Genomic DNA, 25,165 nt, shown 5'->3' with positions numbered 1-25,165 from the left:
GCAAGCACGCACCCTACCCGCCGGTATGGCTCATGTGTCGGCTCATCTGGCCCGCGACGGTCTGGCGGGAGTAGTCGAAATCGTGGCCCTTGGGCTTGTGCGCGATCGCGGCGCGGATAGCTTCTTTCACGACTTCATCGTCCGCTGATGCTCGCAACGGGGCGCGCAGGTCGGCGCGATCCTCTTGCCCCAGGCACATGTAGAGTTCGCCCGTGCAGGTCAGGCGCACGCGGTTGCAACTTTCGCAGAAGTTGTGCGTCAGCGGCGTGATGAAGCCGATCTTCTGGCCGGTTTCCTGCAGGCGGACATAGCGGGCAGGGCCGCCGGTCCGTTCCGCCAGGTCGATCAGCGTGAAGCGTTCGGCCAGGCGGGCGCGCAGATCGGACAGCGGCCAGTACTGGTCCAGCCGATCCTCGTTGCCAAGATCGCCCATCGGCATGACCTCGATGAAGGTCAGGTCGTGGCCCTCGTCGCCGCACCAGCGGACAAGGTCGAACAATTCACTGTCGTTCACGCCCTTCAGCGCGACCGCGTTGATCTTGACCCGCAGGCCGGCGGCTTGCGCGGCACGGATCCCGTCCAGCACCTGCGGCAGGCGTCCCCAGCGGGTGATTGCGGCAAACTTGTCGGCATCAAGCGTATCCAGAGACACATTGACCCGTTGCACGCCACAATCGACCAGTTCGCTGGCATAGCGGCCAAGCTGGCTGCCATTGGTGGTCAGCGTCAACTCGTCCAGGGTCCTGCCCAGGTGGCGCGACATGGCGTGGAAGAACGACATGATGTTGCGACGGACCAGCGGCTCTCCCCCGGTGATGCGCAGCTTGCGCACGCCCAGGCCCACGAAGGCGCTGCACAGGCGGTCCAGCTCCTCAAGCGTCAGAAGCTCGGCCTTGGGCAGGAACTGCATATGTTCGGCCATGCAATAGACACAGCGGAAATCGCAGCGATCCGTGACCGATACCCGAAGATAGGTGATCGGCCGTGCGAAAGGGTCGATAAGGGGGGCTGCTTGCTGCATGACTTTAATCTATGCGCGCAGTTGATCGCAGACAAGCGGCGACTGGTTGTGGATCGGGTCGGGTTATGCAGACTGGCTTGAAGCTGAATATGGGACAGAAGGGACAATTCATGCGTTTCACCACCGTTGCCCCGGCGCTGATCATGACTGCGGGCCTGCTGGCGGGCTGCACCCAGGGCCCGATGACGGCAGGCCGCACTGCCGATGCCGCCCCGCAGACGCAGATGACGGCTGAACAGGTCACGGCGGCCACCGCCATCACCCGCGCCCCTGCGCCGCGTCCTGCAGCGCGCGCGTCCGCCGCCCAACTGGACACAACCACGCCCGAACAGCGCGCCGCCGCCGCAAAACCTGCCGAGACGGCCGAAACGAGGCTGGGCAGCACCATCGCATCCCTTGGCGATCCGTCCGAGGGCGGGTTCTGGATCAAGACCCCTTTGGTGAAGGAACGCGGGATCGGCCGGATCGTGGACCCGACCACCGGAAAGTCCGCCAAGGTCGATCTGATCCCCCTGGATGGCCCTGCCAGCGGCGGATCACAGGTGTCGCTTCCCGCACTGCAGCTGCTGGGTGTGTCGCTGACGGACCTGCCGACGCTTGAGGTTTATCGATCCTGAACCAGCCGCAGGGCTTCCTTGCGCGCGAAGGGCTTCATCCGCGCCCCGTGATCGGCCAGGAAGGTGTGGACGCGGGGGGCGTCGCGCTTGGACAGGTCGCGCAGCCACCAGGCGATGGCCTTCTGGATGAACCAGTCGCGGTCATCCGCCAGTCGCGCGGCCCAGTCCAGGATGCGCTCGCGGGCGGCCACGTCGCCGGGCTTGGGATTGTTCATCTTGGCCCAGGGCAGGGTGCCCACCAGGGCCGCCCGCCGGGTCCATTTGTTCAGATGGTCCAGCCAGGCTTCGACCTGATCCAGTCGCGTGGGTTCGGCCACCAGCCGCTTCTGACCGGCGATCATGGCGCTGTCCGCGATGGCCCAGCCGTCGAATTCTGCCGCCCAGCCCGCAATCAGCGACCATACGGCATCGTCGGGGCGGATCCGTGCCTGGGTCAGCAGCTTGGCCGCCGCGATGCGCGCTTCATGGATGTCGCTGGCCCAGAGGTCGCGGGCCAGGCCGACGCGCCCCTCGACGTCCCGCGAGGCCCGCCATTCGGCAACCAGGTCGTCCAGTTGCGGGTTCGCCACCCCAAGATAGACGCGCGGCGTCTTGTGATAGGCCTGCATCTGATCCGCCTTTCCGGGATCGGCCAGGGCCTTCAGGCTGTCCAGTTCTGTCATGGGAACCTCCGTTCCCGCGGTTCTAGGAAGACCCGCGCGCGGGCGCAAGAACGGGCTGGCCGTGCCGGGGTGGCGGCGCTAAAAGACCTGCGCAATCAACAGGTGTCGCCATGTCCCATTCCACTGATCCTCGCCCGATGACCGTCCGCCGCAGCGGCCCGCTGCGGGGCACGGCCCAGGTGCCGGGCGACAAGTCGATCAGCCACCGGGCGCTGATCCTGGGCGCGCTGTCCGTGGGCGAGACCCGGATCACCGGCCTGCTGGAAGGCCAGGACGTCCTGGATACCGCCAAGGCCATGGCCGCCTTTGGCGCGCGGGTCGAACGGCTGGGCCAGGGCGAATGGTCCGTGCACGGCGTCGGCGTCGGCGGGTTTTCCGAACCCGAGGGCGTGATCGACTGCGGCAATTCCGGCACCGGGGTGCGGCTGATCATGGGGGCCATGGCCACCACGCCGATCACCGCAACCTTCACAGGCGACGCAAGCCTGTCGCGTCGCCCGATGGCGCGCGTGACCGAGCCGCTGGAACTGTTCGGCGCGCAGATCACGGCGCGGGAAGGGGGCCGGCTGCCCATCACGCTTCAGGGCGCGGCCGATCCCCTGCCAGTCCGCTATCGCACGCCGGTCGCCAGTGCGCAGATCAAGTCGGCGATCCTGCTGGCAGGTTTGAACGTGCCCGGCGAGACGGTCGTGATCGAGGCCGAACCGACCCGCGATCACTCCGAACGGATGCTGGCGGCCTTCGGGGCCGATATCCGGGCCGAGACGACCGAGGAAGGTCATGTGATCACGCTGCAAGGCCGCCCCGAACTGCGCGCGCAGGCGGTTGCCGTTCCGCGCGATCCGTCAAGCGCGGCCTTTCCCGTGGCTGCCGCGCTGATCGTGCCGGGATCGGAGATCCGCGTGCCGGGGGTCAGCCGGAACCCGACTCGCGACGGGTTGTATGTGACCCTGCTGGAAATGGGTGCGGATATCGCCTTCGAAAACCCGCGAGAGGAGGGAGGCGAGCCGGTGGCAGACCTGGTGGTTCGCCACGGCGCGCTGAAAGGGGTCGTGGTTCCCGCCGAACGCGCCGCCAGCATGATTGACGAATTCCCCATCCTGTCGGTGATCGCGGCCTTCGCCGAAGGCACGACGGTCATGAACGGCGTCGCCGAACTGCGGGTCAAGGAAAGCGACCGGATCGACGCCATGGCCCGCGGGCTGGAGGCCAATGGCGTGCGGGTCGAGGAGACCAAGGACAGCATGACCGTGCATGGCATGGACCGCGTTCCCGGCGGCGGCAGGGCTGTCACGCATCTGGATCACCGCATCGCCATGTCCTTCCTGGTCCTGGGACTGGCTTCCGAAGCGCCGGTATCCATCGACGACGGCGCACCGATCGCAACGTCTTTCCCGGATTTCCTGCCCCTGATGCAGGGATTGGGCGGGGATCTGGGCTAGCCTGTTCGTTCGTCGAACTTGGCTTCGATGTTGTTGCCGTCCGGGTCCAGCAGATAGGCCGCATAATATCCCGGATGATAGTCGCGCAGGCCGGGGGGGCCGTTATCCGTGCCCCCGGCCTTCAGACCGGCTTCATGAAAGGAATGCACCTCGGCCCGGGACCGGGCCGAGAAGGCCAGGTGGATCCTGCTCGGCGGGGCGCCGGCATCGGCCTCATCCAGATAGAAACAGCCCAGTTCCAGCCAGTCCCGTCCCCCTTTCATGTCGCTGCTGCGGCCCAATGCCTCGAAGACGGCCTGATAGAAAAGGATGGCCTGGTCGAGATGCACCGAGCGCAGATGAATATGGTCCACGATGGAATGTGCTTGTGTCGTCATCGGCGCCTCCGTTGCGGAAAACGCCGATGAACGCCCAGGGTTCTACAAATTTTTGTTAGGCGTGCTGCGGATACCCGACCGCGCGCAGGGCCACCGCGATTTCATCCAGAATGGCAGGGTCGTCGATCGTCGCCGGGGTCTTGAACGACTCTCCGTCTGCGATCTTGACCATGGTGGCGCGCAGGATCTTGCCCGACCGGGTCTTGGGCAGGCGGTCCACGACGCAGGCCGTCTTGAAAGCCGCAACCGGGCCGATCTGGTCGCGGACCATTCCGACGACCTCCTTGACCACCTGGGCATCGGGGGTGTTCGTGCCTTTCTTGAGGCAAAGGAACCCCAGGGGCATCTGACCCTTCAGGCTGTCCGCCACGCCGATCACCGCGCATTCCGCCACGGCGGGATGGGCCGACAGAACCTCCTCCATCGCGCCGGTGGACAGGCGGTGCCCCGCGACGTTGATCACGTCGTCGGTGCGCGCCATGATGTAAAGGTATCCATCCTCGTCGATATAGCCCGCGTCTCCCGTCTCGTAATAGCCGGGGAAATGCGACAGATAGGATTTGGTGAACCGATCCTCGGCATTCCACAGGGTCGGCAGGGTCCCTGGCGGCAGCGGCAGCTTGATGGCCACGGCGCCCAGGGTGCCCGCGGGGACAGGATGGCCCGCCTCGTCCAGGACCTGCACGTCATAGCCGGGCAACGTGACCGAGGGGCTGCCGCGCTTGACCGGCAGAAGCTCGATCCCCACGGGGTTCGCGACGATGGGCCAGCCGGTTTCGGTCTGCCACCAGTGGTCGATCACCGGCACCCCCAGCTTTTCCTCGGCCCACTGGATCGTGTCGGGGTCGGCGCGTTCGCCCGCCAGATACAGCGTCTTGAAATGGCGCAGGTTGTATTCGCCAATCAGCTTGCCTTCCGGGTCTTCCCTGCGGATGGCGCGGATCGCGGTAGGGGCGCTGAAGACGCTTTTGACGCGGTGGTTCTGGATCACCCGCCAATAGGCGGCAGCGTCGGGCGTGCCCACGGGCTTGCCCTCGAAGACGATGGTGGTGGCGCCGACCGCCAGGGGGCCATAGCAGATATAGCTGTGGCCCACGACCCAGCCCACGTCGGACGCCGCCCAGAAGACATCGCCCGCGTCGATGTCATAGACGTTCTTCATCGACCAGGCGAGCGCGACCATATGCCCCCCGGTATGCCGCACCACGCCCTTGGGCTGCCCGGTCGTGCCGGATGTATAAAGCACATAGGCGGGGTGGTTCCCCTCGACCGGGACGCATTCGGCGGGTTCGACGCCGAACTGGAAGCTGTGCCAGGCGACGTCGCGGCCTTCGGTCAGGTGCGCGACCTCTTGTTCCCGCTGGAAGATCACGCAGAAGTCGGGCTTGTGGGTCGCTTCCTCGATCGCCCGGTCCAGAAGCGGCTTGTAGGGGACGATGCGGCCGGGTTCCAGCCCGCAGGACGCTGCGATGATCGCCTTGGGCGTGGCGTCGTTGATGCGGACCGCCAGTTCGTGCGCGGCAAAGCCGCCGAAGACGACTGAATGGATCGCGCCCAGCCGCGCGCAGGCCAGCATCGCCTCCAGCGCCTCGGGGACCATGGGCATGTAGATGATGACCCGGTCGCCCTTCTGGATGCCCTTGGCGCGCAGCGCGCCCGCAAGGCTGGCCACGCGGTCGCGCAGCTCCCGGTATGTGATACCCCGGCAGGACCGGGTAATGGGGCTGTCGTGGATGATGGCAAGCTGGTCGCCGCGCCCGGCCTCGACATGGCGGTCAACGGCGTTCCAGCAGGCGTTCAGCATCCCGTCCGCAAACCATTCCCCTGCCGGACCTTGATCGAAGAAGGCGCGGCTTGGCGGGCGGTCCCAATCGATCTTGCGGGATGCGTCCATCCAGAAGGCTTCGGGATCGGCCTGCCAGGCGGCATAGGTCTCGCGATACGACATGGTGTTGTCTCCTCACTCCTGCGCATGTGTTACGCAGGGGCGACGGGTCGGCGCAACAATGTTAGCGGATCAAGACCAAGCCGCGTGGCGAAATGTAGCAGATATATGCCGGAACGGTTTGCAAAACGGAAAAAGCTGCAAACCAGCCCATACAGGGGCATCTAGTTTGCAAACGCAGCATCGCGGATGCAGAGCGCCGGACGATCATCAGCCGAATCGCCCGGCGCGGAAAATCAACTGTAATGCGCGACCGGAGTTCCCGCCAGAACGCTCATGTTCAGCAGGCCGCGCGTGGTGATCGAGGGGGTGACGATATGGGCGCGGTTGCCCATGCCCATCAGGATCGGCCCGACCTCCAGTCCGTTGGCGCGCATCTTCAGCGCGTTGCGCACCCCGGATGCCGCGTCGGTGCCGGGGAAGACCAGAACGTTCGCCATGCCTTCCAGCCGCGATCCGGGGAAGATGCGTTCGCGCAGGGCAGGATCCAGCGCCGCGTCGACATGCATTTCGCCGTCATACATGAAGTCGGGCTTGCGGGCATCCAGCAACGCCAGCGCCTCGCGCATCTTGCGGCCCGTATAGGTGTCGAGGTTGCCGAACTGCGAATGGCAGCAAAGCGCGATCTTGGGCTTCATGCCAAAGCGGCGAACGTGGCGGGCGGCGCCCATCACGGTGTCCATCACCTGCTGCGGCGTCGGATCATCGTTGCACTGTGTATCCGCGATGAACAGCGGCCCGTCTTCCAGGATGATCATCGACAGCGCGCCCACCGGGGACAACCCGTCGCGCGCAAGGATCTCTCGGATATAGCGCAGGTGCCATGAATACTGCCCGAAGGTGCCGCAGATCAGGCTGTCGGCCTCGGCCCTGTGGACCATGACGGCGGCAATGGCCGTCGTGTTGGTGCGCATGATGGCGCGGGCGATATCGGGGGTGACGCCGCGCCGGGCCATCAAGTTGTGATAGGTTTCCCAGTAATCGCGATAGCGGGGATCGTCCTCGGGGTTCACGATCTCGAAGTCGCGTTCGGGGCGGATCGGCAGGCCGGCGCGTTCGGCCCGCATGGCGATCACCTCGGGACGGCCGATCAGGATCGGAACGTCGGTCGTTTCCTCCAGCATGGCATTGGCGGCGCGAAGGACGCGCTCGTCCTCGCCCTCGGCAAAGGCGATGCGGCGGGTGGCGGTGGCTGCGGCCTCGAAGACCGGGCGCATGATCAGGGCGGATCGGAAGACCGAACTGTCCAGCTTGCGCTTGTAGGCTTCCAGATCCTCCAGCGGGCGGGTCGCCACCCCGGTTTCCATAGCGGCACGGGCCACGGCCGAACTGACGACGCCCACAAGGCGCGGATCGAACGGTTTCGGGATCAGGTATTCCGGCCCGAAGGTCAGCGTCTCGCCCCGATAGGCCGCTGCGGCTTCGGCCGCCGTGGTGGCGCGGGCAAGGGCCGCGATGCCTTCGATGCAGGCAAGCTCCATTTCCGCGTTGATGGTGGTCGCGCCCACGTCAAGCGCGCCCCGGAAGATGAAGGGGAAGCAGAGGACGTTGTTCACCTGATTGGGGAAATCGCTGCGTCCCGTGGCGATGATCGCGTCGGGGGCGACCGCACGGGCGTCGTCGGGCACGATTTCCGGATTGGGGTTCGCAAGCGCGAAGATGATCGGGCGGCGGGTCATCTTCGCCACCATCTCGGGCTTCAGGACGCCGGGACCCGACAGGCCCAGGAACAGGTCCGCTCCCTCGATCACCTCGGCCAGGGTGCGGGCATCGGTTTCTTGCGCGAAGGCGGCCTTCTGGACGGTCATGTCCTCGACCCGGCCCTTGTAAACCAGGCCGTGAATGTCACACAGCCAGACATTCTCGCGCTTGACGCCCAGCTTCAGCAGCATGTTGAGGCAGGCGATTCCCGCAGCCCCGCCGCCGGTCGAGACGACCTTGATGTCCTCGAACCGCTTGCCGGCGACATGCAGCGCGTTGGTGGCCGCCGCGCCGACCACGATCGCGGTGCCGTGCTGGTCGTCGTGGAAGACCGGGATGTTCATGCGTTCGCGGCACAGCTTCTCGACGATGAAGCAGTCCGGCGCCTTGATGTCTTCCAGGTTGACCGCGCCAAAGGTGGGTTCCAGCGCGCAGACGATGTCGGCCAGCTTTTCGGGGTCGGCTTCGTTCACCTCGATATCGAAGCAGTCGATATTGGCGAATTTCTTGAACAGAACGGCCTTGCCCTCCATCACGGGCTTGGACGCCGCCGCGCCGATATTGCCAAGGCCCAGGACCGCGGTTCCGTTCGACACGACCGCGACCAGGTTCCCGCGCGAGGTATAGCGGCTGGCAGTGGCCGGGTCGGCCTGGATCTCAAGGCATGCCTCGGCCACGCCGGGGGAATAGGCGCGGCTCAGGTCCCGGCCATTGGCCAGCGGTTTGGTTGCCCTGATCTCCAGCTTACCCGGGCGCGGGAATTCATGATAATCCAGCGCCTCTTGCCGGGCATTGTCCTGCCTGCGTTCTTCCATCTTTGCCCCCTCGTATGCGAATTAGTTCACCGTTAAACCATTTCCTTGGCGGGGAACAGAAGCCTTCGGCTTGCGTTAGCGGCAACCCTGCGCAAAACTGTCGTGAACAGGTGAAGGAGCCGTCGAATGTCGTTGCTGGATGCTGCCCGCGAGGTGCGTGAGATGGCATATGTCCCTTATTCGCGCTTCAAGGTGGGCGCGGCCATCCGTGGCGCATCTGGCGCGATCTACAAGGGCTGCAACGTGGAAAACGTGGCCTATCCCGAAGGCACCTGCGCCGAGGCGGGGGCGATTTCCGCCATGATCGCGGCGGGCGAGACCGAATTGATTGAGGTCGCGGTGATCGCCGACAGCCCTTCGCCCGTGCCGCCCTGTGGCGGCTGCCGACAGAAGCTGGCGGAATTCGGCCGCCATGATACGCCCGTGCTGCTTGCAACGACCGAAGGCGCGACGCTGGCCACGACCGTGGGCGAGTTGTTGCCAGGGCGTTTCGACGCCGGGCATATGGTCAAGGCATAATGACCGACCCCCGTCCGGTAATCGCGGCGATCCGCGACGGTCGCGGTCTCGACGGGCCGGGCGCGGCGCTGATCGCGCAGGGATTGGCAAACGGTTCGGTCAGCGACGCGCAGGCGGGCGCCTTTGCCATGGCCGTGCTGGTCAAGGGCATCGGCGTGCCGGGCCGTGTGGCCCTGACGCGTGCCATGCGCGATTCGGGTCATGTGCTGCATTGGGATCTGCCAGGGCCTGTGGTGGACAAGCATTCCACGGGCGGCATCGGCGATGCGGTGAGCTTGGTCCTGGCGCCGCTGCTGGCAGCAAAGGGGGTGTTCGTTCCGATGATTTCGGGGCGCGGGCTGGGACATACCGGCGGCACCCTGGACAAGCTCGAGGCGATCCCCGGATACCGCTGCGACCAGTCCGAGGATGATTTCCGCCGGATCGTGCGCACCGTGGGTTGCGCCATCGTGGCGGCCAGCGGCGATTTCGCCCCGGCCGACCACAGGCTGTATGCGATCCGCGACGAATCGGCGACGGTGGAATCGATCGACCTGATCACCGCCTCCATCCTGTCGAAGAAACTGGCGGCGGGTTTGCAGGCGCTTGTGCTGGACGTAAAGGCGGGATCGGGGGCTTTCCTGCGCAAGGCCGAATCCTCGCAGCGGCTGGCACAGGCCTTGGTGGAAACTGCCAACGGCGCTGGCTGTCCGACCTCGGCGCTGATTACCGACATGGATCAGCCATTGGCGCGCAGCGCGGGAAACGCCTTGGAAATCGCCGAATCCATCCGGGTCCTGAAAGGTGAAGCCGGCGCACTGCGCGACCTGACCCTGGCGCTTGGGGCTGAGGTGTTGCGCCTTGCGGGGCAAGGGGACGAAGGGCTGGCAGGCCTGCTGGATTCCGGCGCGGCGGCCGAGGTCTTCGGCCGCATGGTCGCCGCCCAAGGCGGCCCCGTGGATCTTCTGGACCGGCCTGACGCGCATCTTGCCCTCGCGCCGGTCGTCCGCCCCGTCCCCACGCCGGAAGGCCGGGTTGCCCAGATCGACGTGACCGCGCTTGGTCATGCCGTCGTGGCCCTCGGCGGGGGCCGTGTCCGCGCAGGCGAGGCGATCGACCCGCGTGTCGGCCTGTCAATGCTGGCGAAACTGGGCGAGGAGGTCGGCCCCGGCCGCCCCCTGGCCCTGGTCCACGCCGCCGACGACACCGCGGCCGAAGTTGCCGTCGCCGCCGTCTCTGCCGCCTATCGTCTGGGTGAGGAGGGCGCGCCCGGCCCCCTGATCCGCGACAGGATCGCGCCATGACGGACCGGCGCGCCTTTCTGATCGTGATGGACAGTGTGGGCATCGGCGGGGCGCCGGATGCCGATCAGTTCTTCAACGGCGACCTGCCCGATACCGGCGCCAATACCGTGGGCCATATCGCGCAGGCGCGGGCGCTGGACATGCCGAACCTGGCCCGGCTTGGCTTGGGCGCGGCGGTGCGGCTGGCCTCGGGGCAGGACGCGCCGGGGCTGATGGTGCCGCCGCAGGGGCTGTGGGGGGCAGCCACCGAAATCTCGCGCGGCAAGGACACGCCCTCGGGACACTGGGAGATCGCGGGCGTGCCGGTCCCCTGGGAGTGGCACTACTTCCCCAACACCACCCCTGCCTTTCCGCCCGAGGTGACGGCCCGCATCTGCGACCTGGCGGGAACCCGCGGGATCCTTGCCAACTGCCACGCATCAGGCACGCAGGTGATAGAGGAGTTCGGGCCTGAACACATCCGCAGCGGCTGGCCAATCTGCTATACCTCGGTCGACAGCGTGTTGCAGATCGCCGCGCATGAAGAGCATTTCGGCTTGGACCGCCTGATCGCGCTGTGCCAGTCGCTGGCCCCGATGCTGCACGCCATGCGCGTGGGCCGCGTGATCGCCCGTCCTTTCGTGGGCGAGGCTCCGGGCGCTTTCCGCCGTACCGGCAACCGCCGCGACTTCGCCATCGCGCCGCCGGGCCGCACCATCCTGGACATCGCGCAGGGCGAAGGCCGCGTGACCCATGCCATCGGCAAGATCGGCGACATCTTCAGCCATCGCGGCATCACCCATCTGCACAAGGGCAAGTCCGACGCCGACTTGGCGGACCACCTGATCCGCCTGGGGTCCGATGCCGAACCGGGCAGCCTGACCTTCGCCAACTTCGTCGAATTCGACACGAATTTCGGCCATCGCCGCGACATTCTCGGCTATGCCGCGCAACTGGAATGGTTCGACGGCATCGCGGGCCGCTTTCTGGACAGGCTGCGCCCCGGCGACCTGGCGATCTTCACCGCCGATCACGGCAACGACCCGTCCTGGCACGGCACCGACCACACCCGCGAACGCGTGGCGGTCCTGGGCCATGGCGTTGGCGCGCGAGAGGTCGGGCTGGTCGGCTTCAGCGACATCGGCGCTTCGGTCCTGGCGCATCTGGGCCTGCTGGCGCCCGATCATGGAAGGTCCTTCCTGTGAAGAGGATCGAACTGCACCTGCACTTGGAAGGCGCAGCGCCCCCCGCCTTCATCCGCGGCCTTGCCGCCGAAAAGCATGCCGACCTGACCGGCGTCTTCGACGAACGCGGCAACTATGCCTATGACGGCTTCGACGGCTTCCTGCGCTGCTACGAGGCCGCGACCAGCGTGCTGCAAACCCCGCAGGATTACGCCCGCCTGCTGGCCGAGGTTCTGGAGCGATCAGCCGAACAGGGCGTCATCTATACCGAGCTGTTCGTCTCGCCCGAGTTCTGCGGCGGGGCTGACCTGTCCGCCTGGCGCGACTATCTGGCCGCCATGACCGAGGTTGCCGACAAGGCGCGCGCCGCAGGTATTGACAGCCGTGCAATTTTGACCGCCATCCGTCATTTCGGTTCCGATCGCGCAAAGAAGACTGCCATCTGCGCGGCGGAAACGGCGGGCACCTGGGTGACGGGCTTTGGCATGGGCGGGGCCGAGGACGTGGGCCGCGCGACCGACTACGCGTGGTCCTTCGACTGCGCGAAGGAGGCAGGGCTGGGCCTGACCTGCCATGCGGGCGAATGGGGCGGTCCCGACAGCATCCGCGACGCCCTGGCGCTTGGTTGCACCCGCATTGGCCACGGCGTCCGCGCCATCGAGGATCCGGCCCTTGTTCGCCATCTGGCGGACAAGGGTGTCACGCTGGAGGTTTGCCCGGGTTCGAACGTCGCGCTTGGCGTCTATCCCGACTGGCCCGCCCATCCGATCGCGCGGCTGGCCGATGCCGGGGTGCGCGTCACCGTATCCACCGACGATCCGCCCTTCTTCCACACGACGATGCGTCGCGAATATGACCGGCTTGCCGATGCCTTCGGTTGGGGCGATACGGAATTCGCCCAGATCAACCGCTGGGCCGCCGAGGCTGCTTTCTGCGACCAGGCGACCCGCGACCGGATTTTGAAGGAGTTCCCGTGAGCCAGCACCTGACCGTCATCGACCACCCGCTTGTCCAGCACAAGCTGACGATCATGCGCAAGAAGGACGTCTCGACCGCGGGCTTCCGTCGCCTTCTGCGCGAGATCAGTCTGCTTCTGGCCTACGAAGTCACGCGCGAACTTGAACTGACCACCACGCGCATCGAAACCCCCTTGTGCGAGATGGACGCCCCGACGCTGGAGGGGAAGAAGCTTGCCCTGATCTCCATTTTGCGGGCTGGGAACGGGCTTCTGGATGGGATTCTTGAAATGATCCCTTCGGCCCGCGTTGGATTCGTGGGCATGTACCGCGACCCCGAGACCCTGATGCCGGTAGAATATTACTGCAAGGTTCCCAAGGAACTTGACGCGCGGCTGACCATCGTCGTGGATCCCATGTTGGCCACCGGCAATTCATCTGTTGCCGCGATCGACATGCTGAAGGCCCGCGGTGCCACCAATCTGCGCTTCCTGTGCCTGCTGGCAGCGCCCGAAGGCGTCGAGCGGATGCGTCAGGCGCATCCCGATGTGCCGATCTTTACCGCCTCGCTGGACGAACGGCTGGACGATCACGGCTATATCGTGCCCGGCTTGGGCGACGCGGGCGATCGGATGTTCGGAACGAAATAGCCGTTAACCCAGGCTTCAGGCTTTCGGCCTATTCCTGATTCGGGAAATCGAATCGTGGGTGGCTGATGCGGATCTTGGCTTGGATGGTGCTGGTGCTTTGGTTGCCGGGACGGGTTCTGGCCGCGCCCGAGCCGCCTCCGCCCGGTGACTATCCGGGGGCGCAATATATCGACCGCACCGGCTGCGTCTTCGTCCGTGACGGCGAAGAATGGTCGCCGCGCCTCGACAAGCAGGGTGCGCCGATCTGCGGCTTTCCCCCAAGCCAGCCTGCCGAAGCGGCCAGTGCACCCGAAACCCTGCCGTCCCCCGAGGAGGTGTTGACGGCGGTGCTGGCAGAGGGCTTGCGGTCCGGCGATCTGGCTGCTGGCGAACCGCTCACGCCCTTGGTGGAGGCCGCGCCGGATCCCGCCCAGGCGGAACTGGACAAGACCCTTGCCTTGCAGGTCGAACTGGATGCGCGTCTTCGCAGTGCCATGGCGGGTCGTGCACCCGACGGGCTGTGCGCGCGACTGGGGTATCGCCCTGCTGGCGACGAAACGCCGATCATCGGCGGTGACGTGACACAGGGCCTTTGTCCCGGCATGAAGGCCGACCCCGCGCCTGCGGTGGTGGCCGAAAGGTCGGCCGAACCCAAGGCTGCCGCGACACCGCCATCCGAGAACCGTCCCGCAGAATCGACGCGAAAGGCAGAAGAACCCCGATCGGTGAAGCGCGTCGAGCCTGACCCTGCCAAGGTTGGCCCCAAACCCGCCTCGGTGGTCGCACGCCGTCCGGAACCGCCCCGGACCGCCACGCCCTTGGTCGAGATGATTCCCGCCAATGCGCGCTATGTCTGGATCGGCACCTATTCGGACGAAGCCAACGCGCTTGCAGCCCTGCGGCGGTTGTCCGGCCTGGGTTATCGCACGGCGCAACGCAGTGAGCGCGTGAACGACGAGGTGCGGAAGGAAATACTTGCCGGACCTTTTGCCGACCGCCAAGCCCTGGTCTCGGCCTTGGCGCGGCTGCGGGCGAATGGCTACCCCCGGGCAGTGGCACGCTGACGTCCAGACATGCAAAGGGGGCGCGAACGCCCCCGGAAAAATCCAACTGGTCTGGCCGTGATCAGGCGGCGCGGCGGGTTTCGATCACGCGCGGCGCTTCCTCGCGGGTGAAATACGCGAACATCTGATCCAGCACGGCATCGGCCTGGGCCTGCAACTTGCGGGCGCTGATGCTGAGGGGTTGGGCGTTATTCTGTGCCATTGTCCTGTCTTTCAGGGTCGAAGTGGTCCTCCCGACCCGGAAGATAGGGGCGGTATGCCAACGTGTCCATTGCCGCGACGCAGCGTCAACCAGGCCTGCAAGGCAGCCATGCAGCCCCTGCATCAGCCGATCTGGACCATCCTGTGTTTCTTCTTGCCGACCGACACCTTCAGACCATCTCCGATCAGCGCGGCGTCCACGGCCATCTGCGGGTCGGACACAGGCTGGTTGTTCAGCCGCAGCCCGCCTTCGGAGATCAGGCGCTTGGCCTCCTTCCCTGAACCGGTGATGCCCGTCTGGACCAGCAGTTGCGTCACCGTCAGCCCCCTCGTCAGGGAATCCGCGGCAACCGTCGTGACTTCCAGCTCGCCACCGGCCCCGCCCTGCTCGAAGACCTCGCGCGCCGTCGCCTCGGCGCTTGCAGCGGCCTCCGCCCCATGCAGCAGGGACGTCACCTCGTTCGCCAGCCGGATTTTGGCCTCGTTGATCTCGGCTCCTTGCAGCGCCCCAAGGCGGTTGCAGTCATCCACCGGCAGTTCGGTATAGAGCTTCAGGAAGCGCCCCACATCGGCATCGGTCGTGTTGCGCCAGAACTGCCAGAATTCATAGGGCGACAGCATCGCGCCGTTCAGCCAGACGGCACCCCCGGCCGACTTGCCCATCTTGCGCCCGTCACTGGTCGTCAGCAGGGGCGAGGTCAGCCCCCAGATCACCGCATCGTCCACCCGGCGCGTCAGGTCGATGCCGTTGACGATGTTGCCCCATTGGTCCGATCCGCCCATCTGCAACCGGCAGCCATAGCGGCGGTGCAGTTCGAGAAAGTCATAGGCCTGCAGGATCATGTAGTTGAATTCCAGGAAGGACAGCGACTGCTCGCGGTCCAGCCGGGACTTGACCGATTCGAAGGACAGCATCCGGTTGACGCTGAAATGCCGCCCGATGTCGCGCAGGAACTCCAGATAGTTCAGCCCGTCCAGCCATTCGGCATTGTTCAGCATCAGGGCCGCGCCGTCGCCATAGGCAAGGTATCGTGCGAAGACCTGCTGCATGCCGTCGATGTTGGCCTGGATCGCGGCCTCGTCCAGCAGGGGGCGTTCCTCGCTGCGGAAACTGGGGTCGCCCACCTTGGTCGTGCCGCCGCCCATCAGCGTGATCGGCCGGTTGCCGGTCTTCTGGAACCATCGCAGCATCATGATGTTCAGCAGGTGCCCCACATGCAAGGACGCCGCCGTCGCGTCATAGCCGATATAGGCCGTCACCGGGCCGTCCAGCAGCGCCTGGTCCAGCGCCGCGTAATCCGTGCAGTCGGCGACATAGCCGCGTTCGAACATCACGCGCAGGAAATCGGACTTGGGGCTGTAGGTCATCGGCTTTTTCCTTCTGGTCGGCGCGGATATACCGGCTGGGGCAGGGAAGGAAAAGCGCGATGATCCGGGTTCTGGGAATGATGTCGGGCACCTCGATGGACGGGGTGGACGCGGCGGTAATCGAGACCGACGGCGTGCGGATCGGGGGGTTTGGGCGCCGCGCATTCCGCGCCTACTCTGACAATGAATCGGCTGCATTGCACGCTGCGCTCGGCCGCTGGCCGGGAGAGGAAGGGGTCGAGGACGCGGCGGCGATCTCGGTTGCAAGCCACGCCGCAATGGCCGCCGATTTCCACGAGGCCGACATGATCGGCTATCACGGTCAGACGCTGGCCCATGATCCGCAGGGCAGGGGCACGCATCAGTCGGGTGATGGTGCGTTGCTGGCGCGCAAGACGGACCGGCCCGTCGTCTGGGACTTTCGCACTGAAGACGTGCGTCGGGGTGGCGAAGGCGCGCCGCTGGCGCCGTTCTTCCACTGGGCCTGCGCCGGGTGGGCCGTGGGGCAGGGCCATCTTCCCTCGCAGCCGGTTGCTTTCCTGAACCTCGGCGGGGTCGGCAACATCACCTGGGTTGATCCGGCAGCCTCTGCGCCCGAAGCGCCGGGTGCCTGCCTTGCCTTCGATACGGGGCCGGCCAATGCGCCGATCAACGACCTGATGCGCCGCAGGCTTCGCCGCAGCCATGACGAAGATGGGGCCTTGGCGAGGACTGGTAATGTAGAAGAAGCCATTGTCGCCGACTTCCTGAGTCATCCCTGGTTTGACCGCCCCCCGCCCAAGTCGCTCGACCGCGACCAGTTCGCGGGCCTTGCCGCCGCCGTCGAGCCGCTGGCGGATGCCGATGCCGCAGCCACCCTCGTCGCGGCCTTGGCAGGCGCTGTCGCGGCAGGTCTCCGCTGGCTGCCATCCGTTCCCGCCACGGTTCTTGTCTGCGGCGGCGGGCGGCGCAATCCGGCGATCATGACGCGCCTGGCCCAGGATCTGCCCTGCGATGTCCAGCCGGTCGAGGCGGCAGGCCTGGACGGCGACATGCTCGAGGCGCAGGCCTTCGGCTGGCTGGCGGCCCGCGTCATGCGGGGGCTGCCGACCTCAGGGCCGACGACGACTGGCGTTCCCGCAGCCTGCTGCGGAGGGCGGATCAGTCATCCGCGCAAACGATAGGATTTTTCCAAACGCGCCCTTGACGGGGGCGATCGGTCTGCGTAAACCGCCCCTCACCCCGGCGGGCGATCTGGTCGGGGTGGTGAGTGTGCGGTTGTAGCTCAGTTGGTTAGAGTACCGGCCTGTCACGCCGGGGGTCGCGGGTTCGAGCCCCGTCAACCGCGCCACACACACCATCGCCATGAAATGCGCGGTTGTAGCTCAGTTGGTTAGAGTACCGGCCTGTCACGCCGGGGGTCGCGGGTTCGAGCCCCGTCAACCGCGCCATTTCTTCCTTGATTGAACTGCTGCAGGGGGGGCTTTGCCCCCGTCCTTCGGACTCCCCCAGGATATTTCCGCCAAGGCAAAGCCGCTGGGTTGAAGCGGAGGCCGGGATGGGTCATTTCGGCTGCAGGAAGGGATGTTCACGATGACCGATCATGATGATGCAACGGCGCTGATCGCGCGGATGGGCGAGGCTGCACGGGCGGCTGCCATCGACCTGGCGCAGGCCAGCGCCGAGCGCAAGCACGCCGCCCTGATCGGCGCGGCCGAGGCCCTGCGCCGGAACCAGGCCGACATCCTGGCCGCGAACGACAAGGACATGCAGTTCGGCCGCGACAAGGGCCTGGCCGATTCGATGCTGGACCGGCTGCGGCTGGACGCGGACCGCCTGCGCGGGATCGAGGACGGGCTTCGCGCCGTGGCCGAACAGCGCGACCCGGTGGGTGAGGTCGTGGCCGAATGGGACCGCCCGAACGGCTTGCACATCCAGCGCGTCCGCACGCCCATCGGTGTGATCGGTGTCATCTATGAAAGCCGCCCGAACGTGACCGCCGACGCGGGCGCCCTGGCGCTGAAATCCGGCAATGCCGTGATCCTGCGCGGCGGCTCGGAAAGCCTGCATTCCAGTCAGGCGATCCATGCCTGCATGGTCGAAGGGTTGCAGGGGGCGGGCCTGCCCGAGGCCGCGATCCAGCTTGTGCCGACCCGCGATCGGGCCGCCGTGACCGCGATGTTGCAGGCGCAGGGTCTGATCGACGTGATCATTCCGCGCGGCGGCAAGGGACTGGTCGGACTGGTGCAGCGCGAAGCGCGGGTGCCGGTATTCGCGCATCTCGAAGGGATCTGCCACGTCTATGTCGATGCCGCCGCCGATCCCGGCAAGGCGCAAAGCGTGGTCCTGAACGCGAAGACACGGCGCACCGGGATCTGCGGGGCGGCGGAATGCCTGCTGATCGACCGGGCCTATCCCGGAGGTCCTGACCTGATCCGGGCGTTGCTGGACGCGGGCGTCGAGGTCCGGGCCGAGGGCGACCTGGCGCGCATCCCCGGCACTGTCGCCGCCGAACCGGACGACTTCGGGCGCGAGTTTCTGGACATGGTGATCGCGGCGCGGCTGGTGGATGGGGTGGACGAAGCCATCGCGCATATCCGCCGCTATGGCAGCCAGCACACCGAATCGATCCTGACAGAAGACGACAGGGCGGCGCAGCGGTTCTTCACGGGCCTGGACAGCGCCATCCTGATGCGAAACGCGTCCACTCAGTTCGCCGATGGCAGAGAGTTCGGCATGGGCGCCGAGATCGGCATCGCCACCGGCAAGATGCACGCACGCGGCCCCGTGGGTGCCGAACAGCTGACCAGCTTCAAGTATCTGGTGACCGGCGACGGCACGATCCGCCCCTAAAGGAACGGGTTTCAGAAGGCGATTTCGGCGCCCGTCTCGTCCACTTCCCAGGTCGGAGGGCGGCGGGCTTCGGCCAGGGCTTCGGCCAGCAGCGGGAAGTGAACCTCCGAGGGCAGGGGGCTGCGCTGTCCGTCGCCGCCAAGCCAGGCCCACAGGGCCGCGTCCTGTTTGGTCCTATCGGCTTCGGCGACCAGGCGCCAGCCTGCAGGACCGTGCAGCACCGTGACCTTGCCGCCCCACGGCATCGCCGTTTCAAGGCACATCATCGCCAGCATGATCATCCGCATTTCGGCGCGCGGGAAATCCCCCTGTGCATCCAGGTGAACCTGCATCCGGCCCTGGGCGGAAAACCCGTCCAGAAGCTGCGCCAGCCCTGCGCGCGAAATCCGCTGATCACCCTGCGCCTGCCCGAAGGCCACGCGGAAAATCTGGATCCGCGCACGGGCGGATGACACGCTTTCCGCGATCAGCTGCAGCTCGGGGCAGGCCGCGATGCCGGGAAAATCGGACGACATCTCCAGCAGTTCGACCCCGTTGCCGATGGCCCCCAGCGGCGAGACGAGATCGTGGCACAGCCGCGACCCCAAAAGCTGCGACAGCTCGCCCGCTGCAAGGCGCGTTGTATCCAGGGTCATGTGGCATTACCTTTCCAGTGGAACGCAGGGAGAGCCGCCGTGAACGAGATCCTGGAACCCGGAATGATCGTCCGCCATCCCGGCGCGCCCGAATGGGGCGAGGGACAGGTACAGTCACGCATCGGCGACCGCATCACGGTCAACTTCGCCGAGGCTGGAAAGCGGGTCATCGACGGAAGACGGGTTTCGCTGGACATCGTCTGGACACAGGGCGGCTAGAGTGGTTCAGCGTCACGATTGCAACCTTTGATTGTCCTGCGCAAGGCATGACGCATGGTAAGGCGGGGGCGCCATCAACCTGCGGCGCTGTTGCAAAGCCTCGGCCCCCCGCCTAGAGAGAACGTGATGTCCATGATCGCCCCTGCCTCCCGCATGAAGACCGATCCGTCATTCTTCGACCTCCGACTGGCTGTGTCGGATCAGGATCTGCTGGCGGCGCAGCGCCTCCGCTATCGGGTGTTCGTCGAGGAATTGGGCGGAACCGGACCGTTGGTGGATCACGACAAACGGTTGGAACGCGACGAATTCGACCCTATCGTGGATCATCTTTGCCTGATCGACAATCGCCGTTCGGCCGAGGATCTGGACCATGTCGTCGGGGTCTATCGCCTGTTGCCCGGCGATCGCGCGGCGCAGTTCGGGCGATTTTACTGCGATTCGGAATACGACCTGACGCCCTTGCGCGACTGCGGCCGCCCCGTGCTGGAGCTTGGCCGGTCCTGCGTCGACCCGGCCTGCCGGGGCGGGTCCGGGATGTTCCTGATGTGGAATGCCCTTGCCGATTACGTTCTTGATCACCGGATCGAAATCCTGTTCGGCGTGGCCAGCTTCCATGGCACGGACATTCCGATGCTGGCCCCTTCGATCAGCTGGTTGTACCACCACCACCTTGCGCCCGCGGATCTGCGGCCCAGGGCGCTGTCTGCGGGTTATCACAGGATGGACCTGATCCCCGCCGACCGTCTTGACCGGCGAGAGGCCATGGCCGGGATGCCTGCACTGATCAAGGCCTATCTTCGCCTTGGGGGGATGGTGGGCGAGGGTGCCTTCATCGACCGCGCCTTCAACACGACCGACGTGTTTCTGTTGATGGACACTGCCGCGATGTCGGACAAGCACCGGCACTTCTATGAAAGCCGCTGGCAGCCGCAATGACCCTTTCCCCACGCGTCGATCCGGGACGGGCCGAGTCGACTTGGCGCGACGCGGTGCCGCCCCCTTGCGCACCGCCATCGGGCTTTCGCGACTGGCTGCGCGTCCTGCGGCGCGGGGGCGGCGCTGTTCTGGTGCTGTTGGCAGGGGTGCTTTTGATCCTGCCGATGAGAGGGGTCGAGCGGCTGTTCTACGGCCGCCGCCGCCCCTGGACCGGGCCCCATGTGCAGATGGTCTGCCGCCTTACCCTTGCCTGCATGGGCATCCGCTGGTCGTGCCGGGGACAGCCGATGCGCGGCCCAGGCGCGGTGGTGGCCAACCATTCAAGCTGGCTGGACATCCTGGTGCTGAATGCGGCCGTGCCGGTCTTCTTCGTCAGCAAGTCCGAGGTCGCGGACTGGCCCGGCATCAACATCCTGACCCGTGTGACCGACACGCATTTCGTGATCCGCGATCCCCGGCTGGCATCCGCACAGGCGCAGGAATTCGCGGCGCGCGTCCGTGCGGGTCACCGGCTGCTGTTCTTTCCCGAGGGCACTTCGACCGACGGGCGGCGCCTGTTGCCTTTCAAGGCGACGCTGTTTCAGGGTTTTCTTGATCCTGCATTGCCTGAAGGACTGGCGATCCAGCCGGTCAGCGCGCTTTATCAGGCGCCAGAGGGGGCGGATCCGCGTTTCTATGGCTGGTGGGGCGACATGGACCTTGGGCCGCATTTGCTGGCCGTGCTGGCGGCCCGGCGGCAGGGGCGGGTGAGGGTGGTCCTCCATGATCCGATCCCGGCTGCAGGGCAGACGCGCAAGACCCTGGCCATCGCGTGCGAGGATGCGGTGCGGCGAGGAATGGCAATCTGATCGCTTGATTGGCTGGCCAAAAAACCCATATCTTGTAGATTCATCCCTTTGCTGCCCCAAGAGGTCCATCATGGTCCGTTTCGCCGCACCCATTGCCGAACAGATCTGGGACATGAAATATCGCCTGAAGGACGCCCAGGATCGTCCGATCGACCTGACGGTCGAAGACAGCTGGCGCCGCGTCGCTCGCGATCTGGCCCGGGTCGAGGCAGAGCCGGCCGAATGGGAAGGTCGTTTCTACGCGGTCCTTGAGGATTTCAGGTTTCTGCCGGCGGGCCGCATTCTGGCAGGGGCAGGCACGGGGCGGTCGGTCACGCTGTTCAACTGCTTCGTCATGGGTACGATCCAGGACAGCATGGGGGGCATCTTCGACGCCCTGAAAGAGGCCGCGCTGACCATGCAGCAAGGCGGCGGCATCGGTTATGACTTCAGCACTCTGCGCCCGAAGGGGGCCGAGGTGCTGGGGGTAGGGGCCGACGCCTCGGGTCCGCTGTCCTTCATGGATGTGTGGGACTCGATGTGCCGCACCATCATGTCGGCGGGGTCGCGGCGGGGCGCGATGATGGCCACGATGCGCTGCGACCACCCCGATATCGAGGACTTCATCGCAGCCAAGCAGGACAGTGCCCGGTTGCGCATGTTCAACCTGTCTGTCCTGGTGACTGACGCCTTCATGGAAGCTGTGAAGGCTGACGCTTCGTGGGATCTGATCTTCGGGGGCAAGGTCTATCGGACGACCCAAGCGCGCGACCTGTGGAACCGGATCATGCGCGCCACCTATGATTATGCCGAACCGGGCGTGATCTTCATCGACCGCATCAACCAGCAGAACAACCTGCATTACGCCGAGACGATCTCGGCCACGAACCCTTGTGGCGAACAGCCGCTGCCGCCCTATGGCGCCTGCCTGCTGGGATCGGTCAACCTGGCGCGGCTGGTCAACGATCCTTTCACGCCGAAGGCGCGGCTGGACATGGCGGCGCTTGACGATCTGGTTCGCGTGGCGGTGCGGATGATGGACAACGTGGTTGATGCCTCTCGCTTCCCGCTGCCCCAGCAGGCGGCAGAGGCGCAGGCCAAGCGCCGCATCGGTCTGGGCGTGACGGGGCTTGCGGATGCGCTTCTGATGCTGGGGCTGCGCTATGGCGCGCAGGACGCGGTTGACCGGACGCGGGACTGGATGAAGGCCATCGCGCGGTCAGCCTATCTTGCAAGCGCCGATCTGGCCCGGGAGAAGGGGCCTTTCCCGCTGTTCGACCGCGATGCCTTCCTGGCATCCGGGTTCATGCAGCGGATGGACGAGGATGTCCGGCAGGCTGTTTCGCAGCACGGCATCCGCAACGCGCTTCTGACCAGCATCGCGCCCACCGGGACGATCAGCCTTTATGCGGGCAACGTCAGTTCGGGGATCGAGCCGGTCTTCGCATACGCCTATACCCGCAAGGTGCTGCAGAAGGACGGGTCGCGGACCGAGGAAGAGGTCGTGGATTACGCTGTCCAGATGTGGCGGGATCTGCACGGCGATGCGCCCCTGCCGGATCACTTCGTGAATGCCCAGACCCTGACCCCCGGCGATCACGTCGCCATGCAGGCGGCAGCACAGGAGTGGGTGGACAGCTCGATTTCCAAGACGATCAACTGCCCCGCCGACATATCCTTCGACGACTTCAAGGGCGTCTATCTGTCCGCCTGGGAACTGGGCTGCAAGGGCTGCACCACCTATCGCCCCAACGATGTGACAGGCAGCGTGCTGTCGGTCAGCGAAAAGGCGGAAACCGCGCCGCAGGCCGATACCGGGGCCGATGTCGTCTATCTGACCCAGCCCCTTGATCGCCCCGCCGCACTGGAGGGCGCGACCTACAAGCTGAAATGGCCTGCCAGCGAACACGCGATCTATATCACCATCAACGACATCGTGCAGTCAGGCAATCGCCGTCCGTTCGAGATCTTCATCAATTCCAAGAACATGGAGCATTTCGCCTGGACGGTCGCCCTGACCCGGATGATCAGCGCCGTCTTCCGGCGCGGAGGCGACGTGTCCTTTGTGGTCGAGGAGTTGAAGGCGGTCTTTGACCCTCGGGGCGGCGCATGGATGGGTGGGCGCTACGTCCCTTCGATACTGGCTGCCATCGGCGGAGTCATCGAACGCCACATGGTTGCCATCGGCTTCCTGTCAGGAGAGGGAATGGGTCTTAAGTCCGACCCCCACATGGAAGCCGTTCCAGTCAGCGAACGCCCGCTTGGCCCGGCTTGTCCGAACTGCGGTCAATACGGCATGCGCATGAACGAAGGCTGCATGACCTGTCCCCATTGCGGGCATTCGAAATGCGGGTAGGGGATGGTGGCGGCGTTCCGAAAGGGAAAGGTGGGGAAGCCGAACCTTCATTCTATGATCCTTTCATGGCTCAACCCATTGTTGAGCACAGAAAGTCGCATTTCAGGATAGCGCGTCCCCGGGCTATACCAAAGTTATAAATAATCTGTATTATGGATCAAAGACACCTTGCAACTGTACCCGGGCTTGTTCTTCCCTCCGATGTTTTCCAAACTTGTACCCGCAAACCTGATCGGAGGATGTCATGGCCGTATCGCCCCCCGTTTGTGACTTTGGCGCTCTGTGGCACGATTTTGAACTGCCAGGAACAGATGGTCGGACTTACCGGCTGGCGGATGTTGCAGGACCACGCGGCACTCTGGTGATGTTCATCTGCAATCACTGTCCCTATGTCCAGTCCATCATCGACCGGATCGTGCGCGACGTGCGCGAAATGCAGGCATCAGGCATCGGGGTCGTTGCCATTTCGGCCAATGATGCCGTGGAATATCCCCAGGATGGTCCCGATCACATGAAAGCCGAGGCTGAGCGCCGCGGCTTTACCTTTCCGTATCTTTACGACGAAACCCAGGATGTCGCACGTGCCTATGGCGCCGAATGCACCCCGGACTTCTTCGGTTACAATGCGGAAGGAACGTTGCAATATCGTGGACGGTTCGATGCGTCGGCCAGGACACCGGGTCCGATTGAGGCACGACGGGAATTGCTGGAAGCGATGCTGCAAATCGCCGAAACTGGCAAGGGACCTGAAAGGCAAGTTCCGTCAATGGGCTGCTCTATAAAGTGGAAGGCCGCATGAACGTGTGCCTTGCACCCTGCCCGATCGTATTCGACCTGGATGGCACCTTGATCGACAGCGCGCCGGACATTCACGCCTGTATCAACTCCGTCCTTGGACAGCACGGCACGCCGCTTCTGACGCTGGAGCAGGTGCGCACCTTCATTGGCGGCGGTGTTGATGTCCTGTGGCAAAAGATCATTGCCGCACAAGAACTTCAGGATGCCAGAAAAGCGGAATACATCGCCGCCTTCATGTCTTGCTATCAGGACGCGACACAGTTGACCGCCCTTTTCCCCAATGCGGCTTTGACACTGGAAACGCTTGCAGATCGCGGGCATCCGCTGGGAATCTGTACCAACAAGCCCTTGGCGGTCACGCAGGCCATCCTGAGACATTTCCACATCGCGCATCTTTTTAGCTGTGTCATCGGCGGCGACTCGCTTCCTGAACGAAAGCCTCATCCCGCGCCATTGCGTGCGGCCATACAGGCCCTCGGGGCCGATCCGAGGAATCCCAAGGCAGTCTACGTGGGTGACAGCGAATTCGACGCAGCATGTGCGGCGGCTGCATCGGTGCCCTTCCTGATCTATACCCAGGGCTATCGCCAAACTCCTGTCGAGGAACTGCCTCACCTGGCGTCCTTCGACGACTTCGCAGCCCTGCCCGGCATGATCGAGAATCAAGTTCCGGCGTGATGCGCGCATCGACTTGGGATGGGAACAGCGCGGTGGCCGACACCGGGAAACGCACCGCCATTCCTTCCAGGAGCGATTTGCAGTGGCCGGCGTTGTTTGGACATGGGTCCAACGGACCATT

24 protein-coding genes and 2 tRNA genes are annotated in these 25,165 nt (G+C 65.3%); 18 read left to right on the top strand and 8 right to left on the bottom strand.

The window, feature by feature from the left end:
* Positions 1-13 precede the first annotated feature (13 nt).
* A complete protein-coding gene (gene moaA / locus RAH32_RS18050) occupies positions 14-1,021 on the bottom strand; it encodes a GTP 3',8-cyclase MoaA (RefSeq protein WP_306609823.1) in 1,008 nt (335 codons plus the stop codon).
* A gap of 110 nt (positions 1,022-1,131) precedes the next feature.
* On the opposite strand from moaA, the gene RAH32_RS18045 reads away from it, so the two are divergent.
* Positions 1,132-1,638: a hypothetical protein gene (locus tag RAH32_RS18045; RefSeq protein ID WP_306609822.1), complete on the top strand. Its 507-nt coding sequence runs from the start codon at positions 1,132-1,134 to the stop codon at positions 1,636-1,638.
* On the opposite strand, the gene RAH32_RS18040 is transcribed toward RAH32_RS18045, so the two are convergent.
* Complete coding sequence (locus RAH32_RS18040; protein WP_306609821.1) at positions 1,626-2,300, bottom strand: DNA alkylation repair protein; 675 nt, start codon at positions 2,298-2,300, stop codon at positions 1,626-1,628. The two genes, RAH32_RS18045 and RAH32_RS18040, sit on opposite strands and share 13 nt — an antisense overlap.
* A 110-nt stretch (positions 2,301-2,410) precedes the next feature.
* On the opposite strand from RAH32_RS18040, the gene aroA reads away from it, so the two are divergent.
* A complete protein-coding gene (gene aroA / locus RAH32_RS18035) occupies positions 2,411-3,742 on the top strand; it encodes a 3-phosphoshikimate 1-carboxyvinyltransferase (protein ID WP_306609820.1) in 1,332 nt (443 codons plus the stop codon).
* Here the strand turns inward: aroA and RAH32_RS18030 are convergent.
* The 3 genes from RAH32_RS18030 to RAH32_RS18020 all read right to left on the bottom strand — a co-directional run bounded on the left by RAH32_RS18030 (position 3,739) and on the right by RAH32_RS18020 (position 8,580).
* The gene (locus RAH32_RS18030; RefSeq protein WP_306609819.1) at positions 3,739-4,119 is read right to left on the bottom strand and encodes a VOC family protein; all 381 of its coding nucleotides are present in this window, start codon (positions 4,117-4,119) and stop codon (positions 3,739-3,741) included. The two genes, aroA and RAH32_RS18030, sit on opposite strands and share 4 nt — an antisense overlap.
* Positions 4,120-4,174: 55 nt before the next feature.
* Complete coding sequence (locus tag RAH32_RS18025) at positions 4,175-6,067, bottom strand: propionyl-CoA synthetase (RefSeq protein ID WP_306609818.1); 1,893 nt, start codon at positions 6,065-6,067, stop codon at positions 4,175-4,177.
* A 233-nt stretch (positions 6,068-6,300) separates the two neighbouring features.
* Positions 6,301-8,580 (bottom strand): NADP-dependent malic enzyme, encoded by a 2,280-nt coding sequence (locus tag RAH32_RS18020; RefSeq protein ID WP_306609817.1) that lies wholly within the window; start codon positions 8,578-8,580, stop codon positions 6,301-6,303.
* 126 nt (positions 8,581-8,706) lie between these two features.
* Between RAH32_RS18020 and RAH32_RS18015 the strand changes: the two genes are divergently transcribed.
* The 6 genes from RAH32_RS18015 (at position 8,707) to RAH32_RS17990 (ending at position 14,194) form a co-directional block, all read left to right on the top strand.
* Positions 8,707-9,099, top strand: coding sequence for a cytidine deaminase (locus RAH32_RS18015; RefSeq protein WP_306609816.1), 393 nt, complete (start codon positions 8,707-8,709; stop codon positions 9,097-9,099).
* Positions 9,099-10,382, top strand: coding sequence for a thymidine phosphorylase (locus RAH32_RS18010; RefSeq protein ID WP_306609815.1), 1,284 nt, complete (start codon positions 9,099-9,101; stop codon positions 10,380-10,382). The genes RAH32_RS18015 and RAH32_RS18010 overlap by 1 nt, the downstream gene beginning before the upstream one ends.
* The gene (locus RAH32_RS18005; RefSeq protein ID WP_306609814.1) at positions 10,379-11,566 is read left to right on the top strand and encodes a phosphopentomutase; all 1,188 of its coding nucleotides are present in this window, start codon (positions 10,379-10,381) and stop codon (positions 11,564-11,566) included. Before RAH32_RS18010 ends, RAH32_RS18005 begins: the two co-directional genes overlap by 4 nt.
* A complete protein-coding gene (locus tag RAH32_RS18000) occupies positions 11,563-12,522 on the top strand; it encodes an adenosine deaminase (RefSeq protein WP_306609813.1) in 960 nt (319 codons plus the stop codon). Before RAH32_RS18005 ends, RAH32_RS18000 begins: the two co-directional genes overlap by 4 nt.
* Positions 12,519-13,151: a uracil phosphoribosyltransferase gene (gene upp, locus RAH32_RS17995; RefSeq protein ID WP_207470957.1), complete on the top strand. Its 633-nt coding sequence runs from the start codon at positions 12,519-12,521 to the stop codon at positions 13,149-13,151. Before RAH32_RS18000 ends, upp begins: the two co-directional genes overlap by 4 nt.
* A gap of 65 nt (positions 13,152-13,216) precedes the next feature.
* Positions 13,217-14,194, top strand: a complete 978-nt coding sequence (locus RAH32_RS17990; protein WP_306609811.1) for an SPOR domain-containing protein — start codon at positions 13,217-13,219, stop codon at positions 14,192-14,194.
* A gap of 61 nt (positions 14,195-14,255) precedes the next feature.
* Here the strand turns inward: RAH32_RS17990 and RAH32_RS17985 are convergent, their stop codons facing one another.
* Together RAH32_RS17985 and tyrS are read right to left on the bottom strand one after the other, a co-directional pair.
* On the bottom strand, positions 14,256-14,396 hold the full coding sequence (locus tag RAH32_RS17985) for a hypothetical protein (RefSeq protein ID WP_306609809.1): 141 nt from the start codon (positions 14,394-14,396) through the stop codon (positions 14,256-14,258).
* 122 nt (positions 14,397-14,518) lie between these two features.
* Positions 14,519-15,763, bottom strand: a complete 1,245-nt coding sequence (tyrS, locus tag RAH32_RS17980) for a tyrosine--tRNA ligase (RefSeq protein WP_306609808.1) — start codon at positions 15,761-15,763, stop codon at positions 14,519-14,521.
* 59 nt (positions 15,764-15,822) lie between these two features.
* On the opposite strand from tyrS, the gene RAH32_RS17975 reads away from it, so the two are divergent.
* The 4 genes from RAH32_RS17975 to RAH32_RS17960 all read left to right on the top strand — a co-directional run bounded on the left by RAH32_RS17975 (position 15,823) and on the right by RAH32_RS17960 (position 18,595).
* Positions 15,823-16,926 carry an anhydro-N-acetylmuramic acid kinase gene (locus RAH32_RS17975; RefSeq protein WP_306609807.1) on the top strand — a complete coding sequence of 368 codons (1,104 nt, stop codon included), beginning with the start codon at positions 15,823-15,825 and terminating at the stop codon, positions 16,924-16,926.
* 90 nt (positions 16,927-17,016) lie between these two features.
* A tRNA-Asp gene (locus RAH32_RS17970) sits at positions 17,017-17,093 on the top strand.
* A gap of 23 nt (positions 17,094-17,116) precedes the next feature.
* A tRNA-Asp gene (locus tag RAH32_RS17965) sits at positions 17,117-17,193 on the top strand.
* Between the two features lie 142 nt (positions 17,194-17,335).
* Positions 17,336-18,595: a glutamate-5-semialdehyde dehydrogenase gene (locus RAH32_RS17960; protein ID WP_306609805.1), complete on the top strand. Its 1,260-nt coding sequence runs from the start codon at positions 17,336-17,338 to the stop codon at positions 18,593-18,595.
* Positions 18,596-18,606: 11 nt separating this feature from the next.
* Here RAH32_RS17960 and RAH32_RS17955 read toward each other — a convergent pair whose 3' ends face one another.
* Positions 18,607-19,230: a histidine phosphotransferase family protein gene (locus RAH32_RS17955; protein ID WP_306609803.1), complete on the bottom strand. Its 624-nt coding sequence runs from the start codon at positions 19,228-19,230 to the stop codon at positions 18,607-18,609.
* Between the two features lie 39 nt (positions 19,231-19,269).
* Here RAH32_RS17955 and RAH32_RS17950 point away from each other — a divergent pair, with 39 nt between their 5' ends.
* From RAH32_RS17950 to gph, 6 genes are all read left to right on the top strand, one after another.
* Positions 19,270-19,449 carry a DUF3553 domain-containing protein gene (locus RAH32_RS17950; protein ID WP_306609801.1) on the top strand — a complete coding sequence of 60 codons (180 nt, stop codon included), beginning with the start codon at positions 19,270-19,272 and terminating at the stop codon, positions 19,447-19,449.
* A 153-nt stretch (positions 19,450-19,602) separates the two neighbouring features.
* The gene (olsB, locus tag RAH32_RS17945; RefSeq protein ID WP_306609841.1) at positions 19,603-20,385 is read left to right on the top strand and encodes an L-ornithine N(alpha)-acyltransferase; all 783 of its coding nucleotides are present in this window, start codon (positions 19,603-19,605) and stop codon (positions 20,383-20,385) included.
* Positions 20,382-21,233 (top strand): lyso-ornithine lipid O-acyltransferase, encoded by an 852-nt coding sequence (gene olsA, locus RAH32_RS17940; protein WP_306609800.1) that lies wholly within the window; start codon positions 20,382-20,384, stop codon positions 21,231-21,233. The genes olsB and olsA overlap by 4 nt, the downstream gene beginning before the upstream one ends.
* A gap of 70 nt (positions 21,234-21,303) precedes the next feature.
* Positions 21,304-23,568, top strand: coding sequence for an adenosylcobalamin-dependent ribonucleoside-diphosphate reductase (locus RAH32_RS17935; RefSeq protein ID WP_306609798.1), 2,265 nt, complete (start codon positions 21,304-21,306; stop codon positions 23,566-23,568).
* 244 nt (positions 23,569-23,812) lie between these two features.
* Complete coding sequence (locus RAH32_RS17930) at positions 23,813-24,367, top strand: thioredoxin family protein (RefSeq protein ID WP_306609796.1); 555 nt, start codon at positions 23,813-23,815, stop codon at positions 24,365-24,367.
* Positions 24,364-25,044, top strand: coding sequence for a phosphoglycolate phosphatase (gene gph, locus RAH32_RS17925; RefSeq protein ID WP_306609794.1), 681 nt, complete (start codon positions 24,364-24,366; stop codon positions 25,042-25,044). The genes RAH32_RS17930 and gph overlap by 4 nt, the downstream gene beginning before the upstream one ends.
* The last annotated feature ends 121 nt before the right edge of the window (positions 25,045-25,165 follow it).

Origin of the sequence: Paracoccus yibinensis (genome assembly GCF_030846195.1) — a bacterium.
GTDB lineage: Bacteria > Pseudomonadota > Alphaproteobacteria > Rhodobacterales > Rhodobacteraceae > Paracoccus > Paracoccus yibinensis.
Note: the sequence above shows the minus strand (reverse complement) of the source record. Positions and strands in the feature narration are given on the sequence as shown.

Excerpts from the sequence above, each read along its gene's own strand:
- moaA (WP_306609823.1), bottom strand. The coding sequence starts at position 1,021 with ATGCAGCAAGCAGCCCCCCTTATCGACCCTTTCGCACGGCCGATCACC.
- RAH32_RS18045 (WP_306609822.1), top strand. The coding sequence starts at position 1,132 with ATGCGTTTCACCACCGTTGCCCCGGCGCTGATCATGACTGCGGGCCTG.
- RAH32_RS18040 (WP_306609821.1), bottom strand. The coding sequence starts at position 2,300 with ATGACAGAACTGGACAGCCTGAAGGCCCTGGCCGATCCCGGAAAGGCG.
- aroA (WP_306609820.1), top strand. The coding sequence starts at position 2,411 with ATGTCCCATTCCACTGATCCTCGCCCGATGACCGTCCGCCGCAGCGGC.
- RAH32_RS18030 (WP_306609819.1), bottom strand. The coding sequence starts at position 4,119 with ATGACGACACAAGCACATTCCATCGTGGACCATATTCATCTGCGCTCG.
- RAH32_RS18025 (WP_306609818.1), bottom strand. The coding sequence starts at position 6,067 with ATGTCGTATCGCGAGACCTATGCCGCCTGGCAGGCCGATCCCGAAGCC.
- RAH32_RS18020 (WP_306609817.1), bottom strand. The coding sequence starts at position 8,580 with ATGGAAGAACGCAGGCAGGACAATGCCCGGCAAGAGGCGCTGGATTAT.
- RAH32_RS18015 (WP_306609816.1), top strand. The coding sequence starts at position 8,707 with ATGTCGTTGCTGGATGCTGCCCGCGAGGTGCGTGAGATGGCATATGTC.
- RAH32_RS18010 (WP_306609815.1), top strand. The coding sequence starts at position 9,099 with ATGACCGACCCCCGTCCGGTAATCGCGGCGATCCGCGACGGTCGCGGT.
- RAH32_RS18005 (WP_306609814.1), top strand. The coding sequence starts at position 10,379 with ATGACGGACCGGCGCGCCTTTCTGATCGTGATGGACAGTGTGGGCATC.
- RAH32_RS17990 (WP_306609811.1), top strand. The coding sequence starts at position 13,217 with ATGCGGATCTTGGCTTGGATGGTGCTGGTGCTTTGGTTGCCGGGACGG.
- RAH32_RS17985 (WP_306609809.1), bottom strand. The coding sequence starts at position 14,396 with ATGGCACAGAATAACGCCCAACCCCTCAGCATCAGCGCCCGCAAGTTG.
- tyrS (WP_306609808.1), bottom strand. The coding sequence starts at position 15,763 with ATGACCTACAGCCCCAAGTCCGATTTCCTGCGCGTGATGTTCGAACGC.
- RAH32_RS17975 (WP_306609807.1), top strand. The coding sequence starts at position 15,823 with ATGATCCGGGTTCTGGGAATGATGTCGGGCACCTCGATGGACGGGGTG.
- RAH32_RS17960 (WP_306609805.1), top strand. The coding sequence starts at position 17,336 with ATGACCGATCATGATGATGCAACGGCGCTGATCGCGCGGATGGGCGAG.
- RAH32_RS17955 (WP_306609803.1), bottom strand. The coding sequence starts at position 19,230 with ATGACCCTGGATACAACGCGCCTTGCAGCGGGCGAGCTGTCGCAGCTT.
- olsB (WP_306609841.1), top strand. The coding sequence starts at position 19,603 with ATGAAGACCGATCCGTCATTCTTCGACCTCCGACTGGCTGTGTCGGAT.
- olsA (WP_306609800.1), top strand. The coding sequence starts at position 20,382 with ATGACCCTTTCCCCACGCGTCGATCCGGGACGGGCCGAGTCGACTTGG.
- RAH32_RS17935 (WP_306609798.1), top strand. The coding sequence starts at position 21,304 with ATGGTCCGTTTCGCCGCACCCATTGCCGAACAGATCTGGGACATGAAA.
- RAH32_RS17930 (WP_306609796.1), top strand. The coding sequence starts at position 23,813 with ATGGCCGTATCGCCCCCCGTTTGTGACTTTGGCGCTCTGTGGCACGAT.
- gph (WP_306609794.1), top strand. The coding sequence starts at position 24,364 with ATGAACGTGTGCCTTGCACCCTGCCCGATCGTATTCGACCTGGATGGC.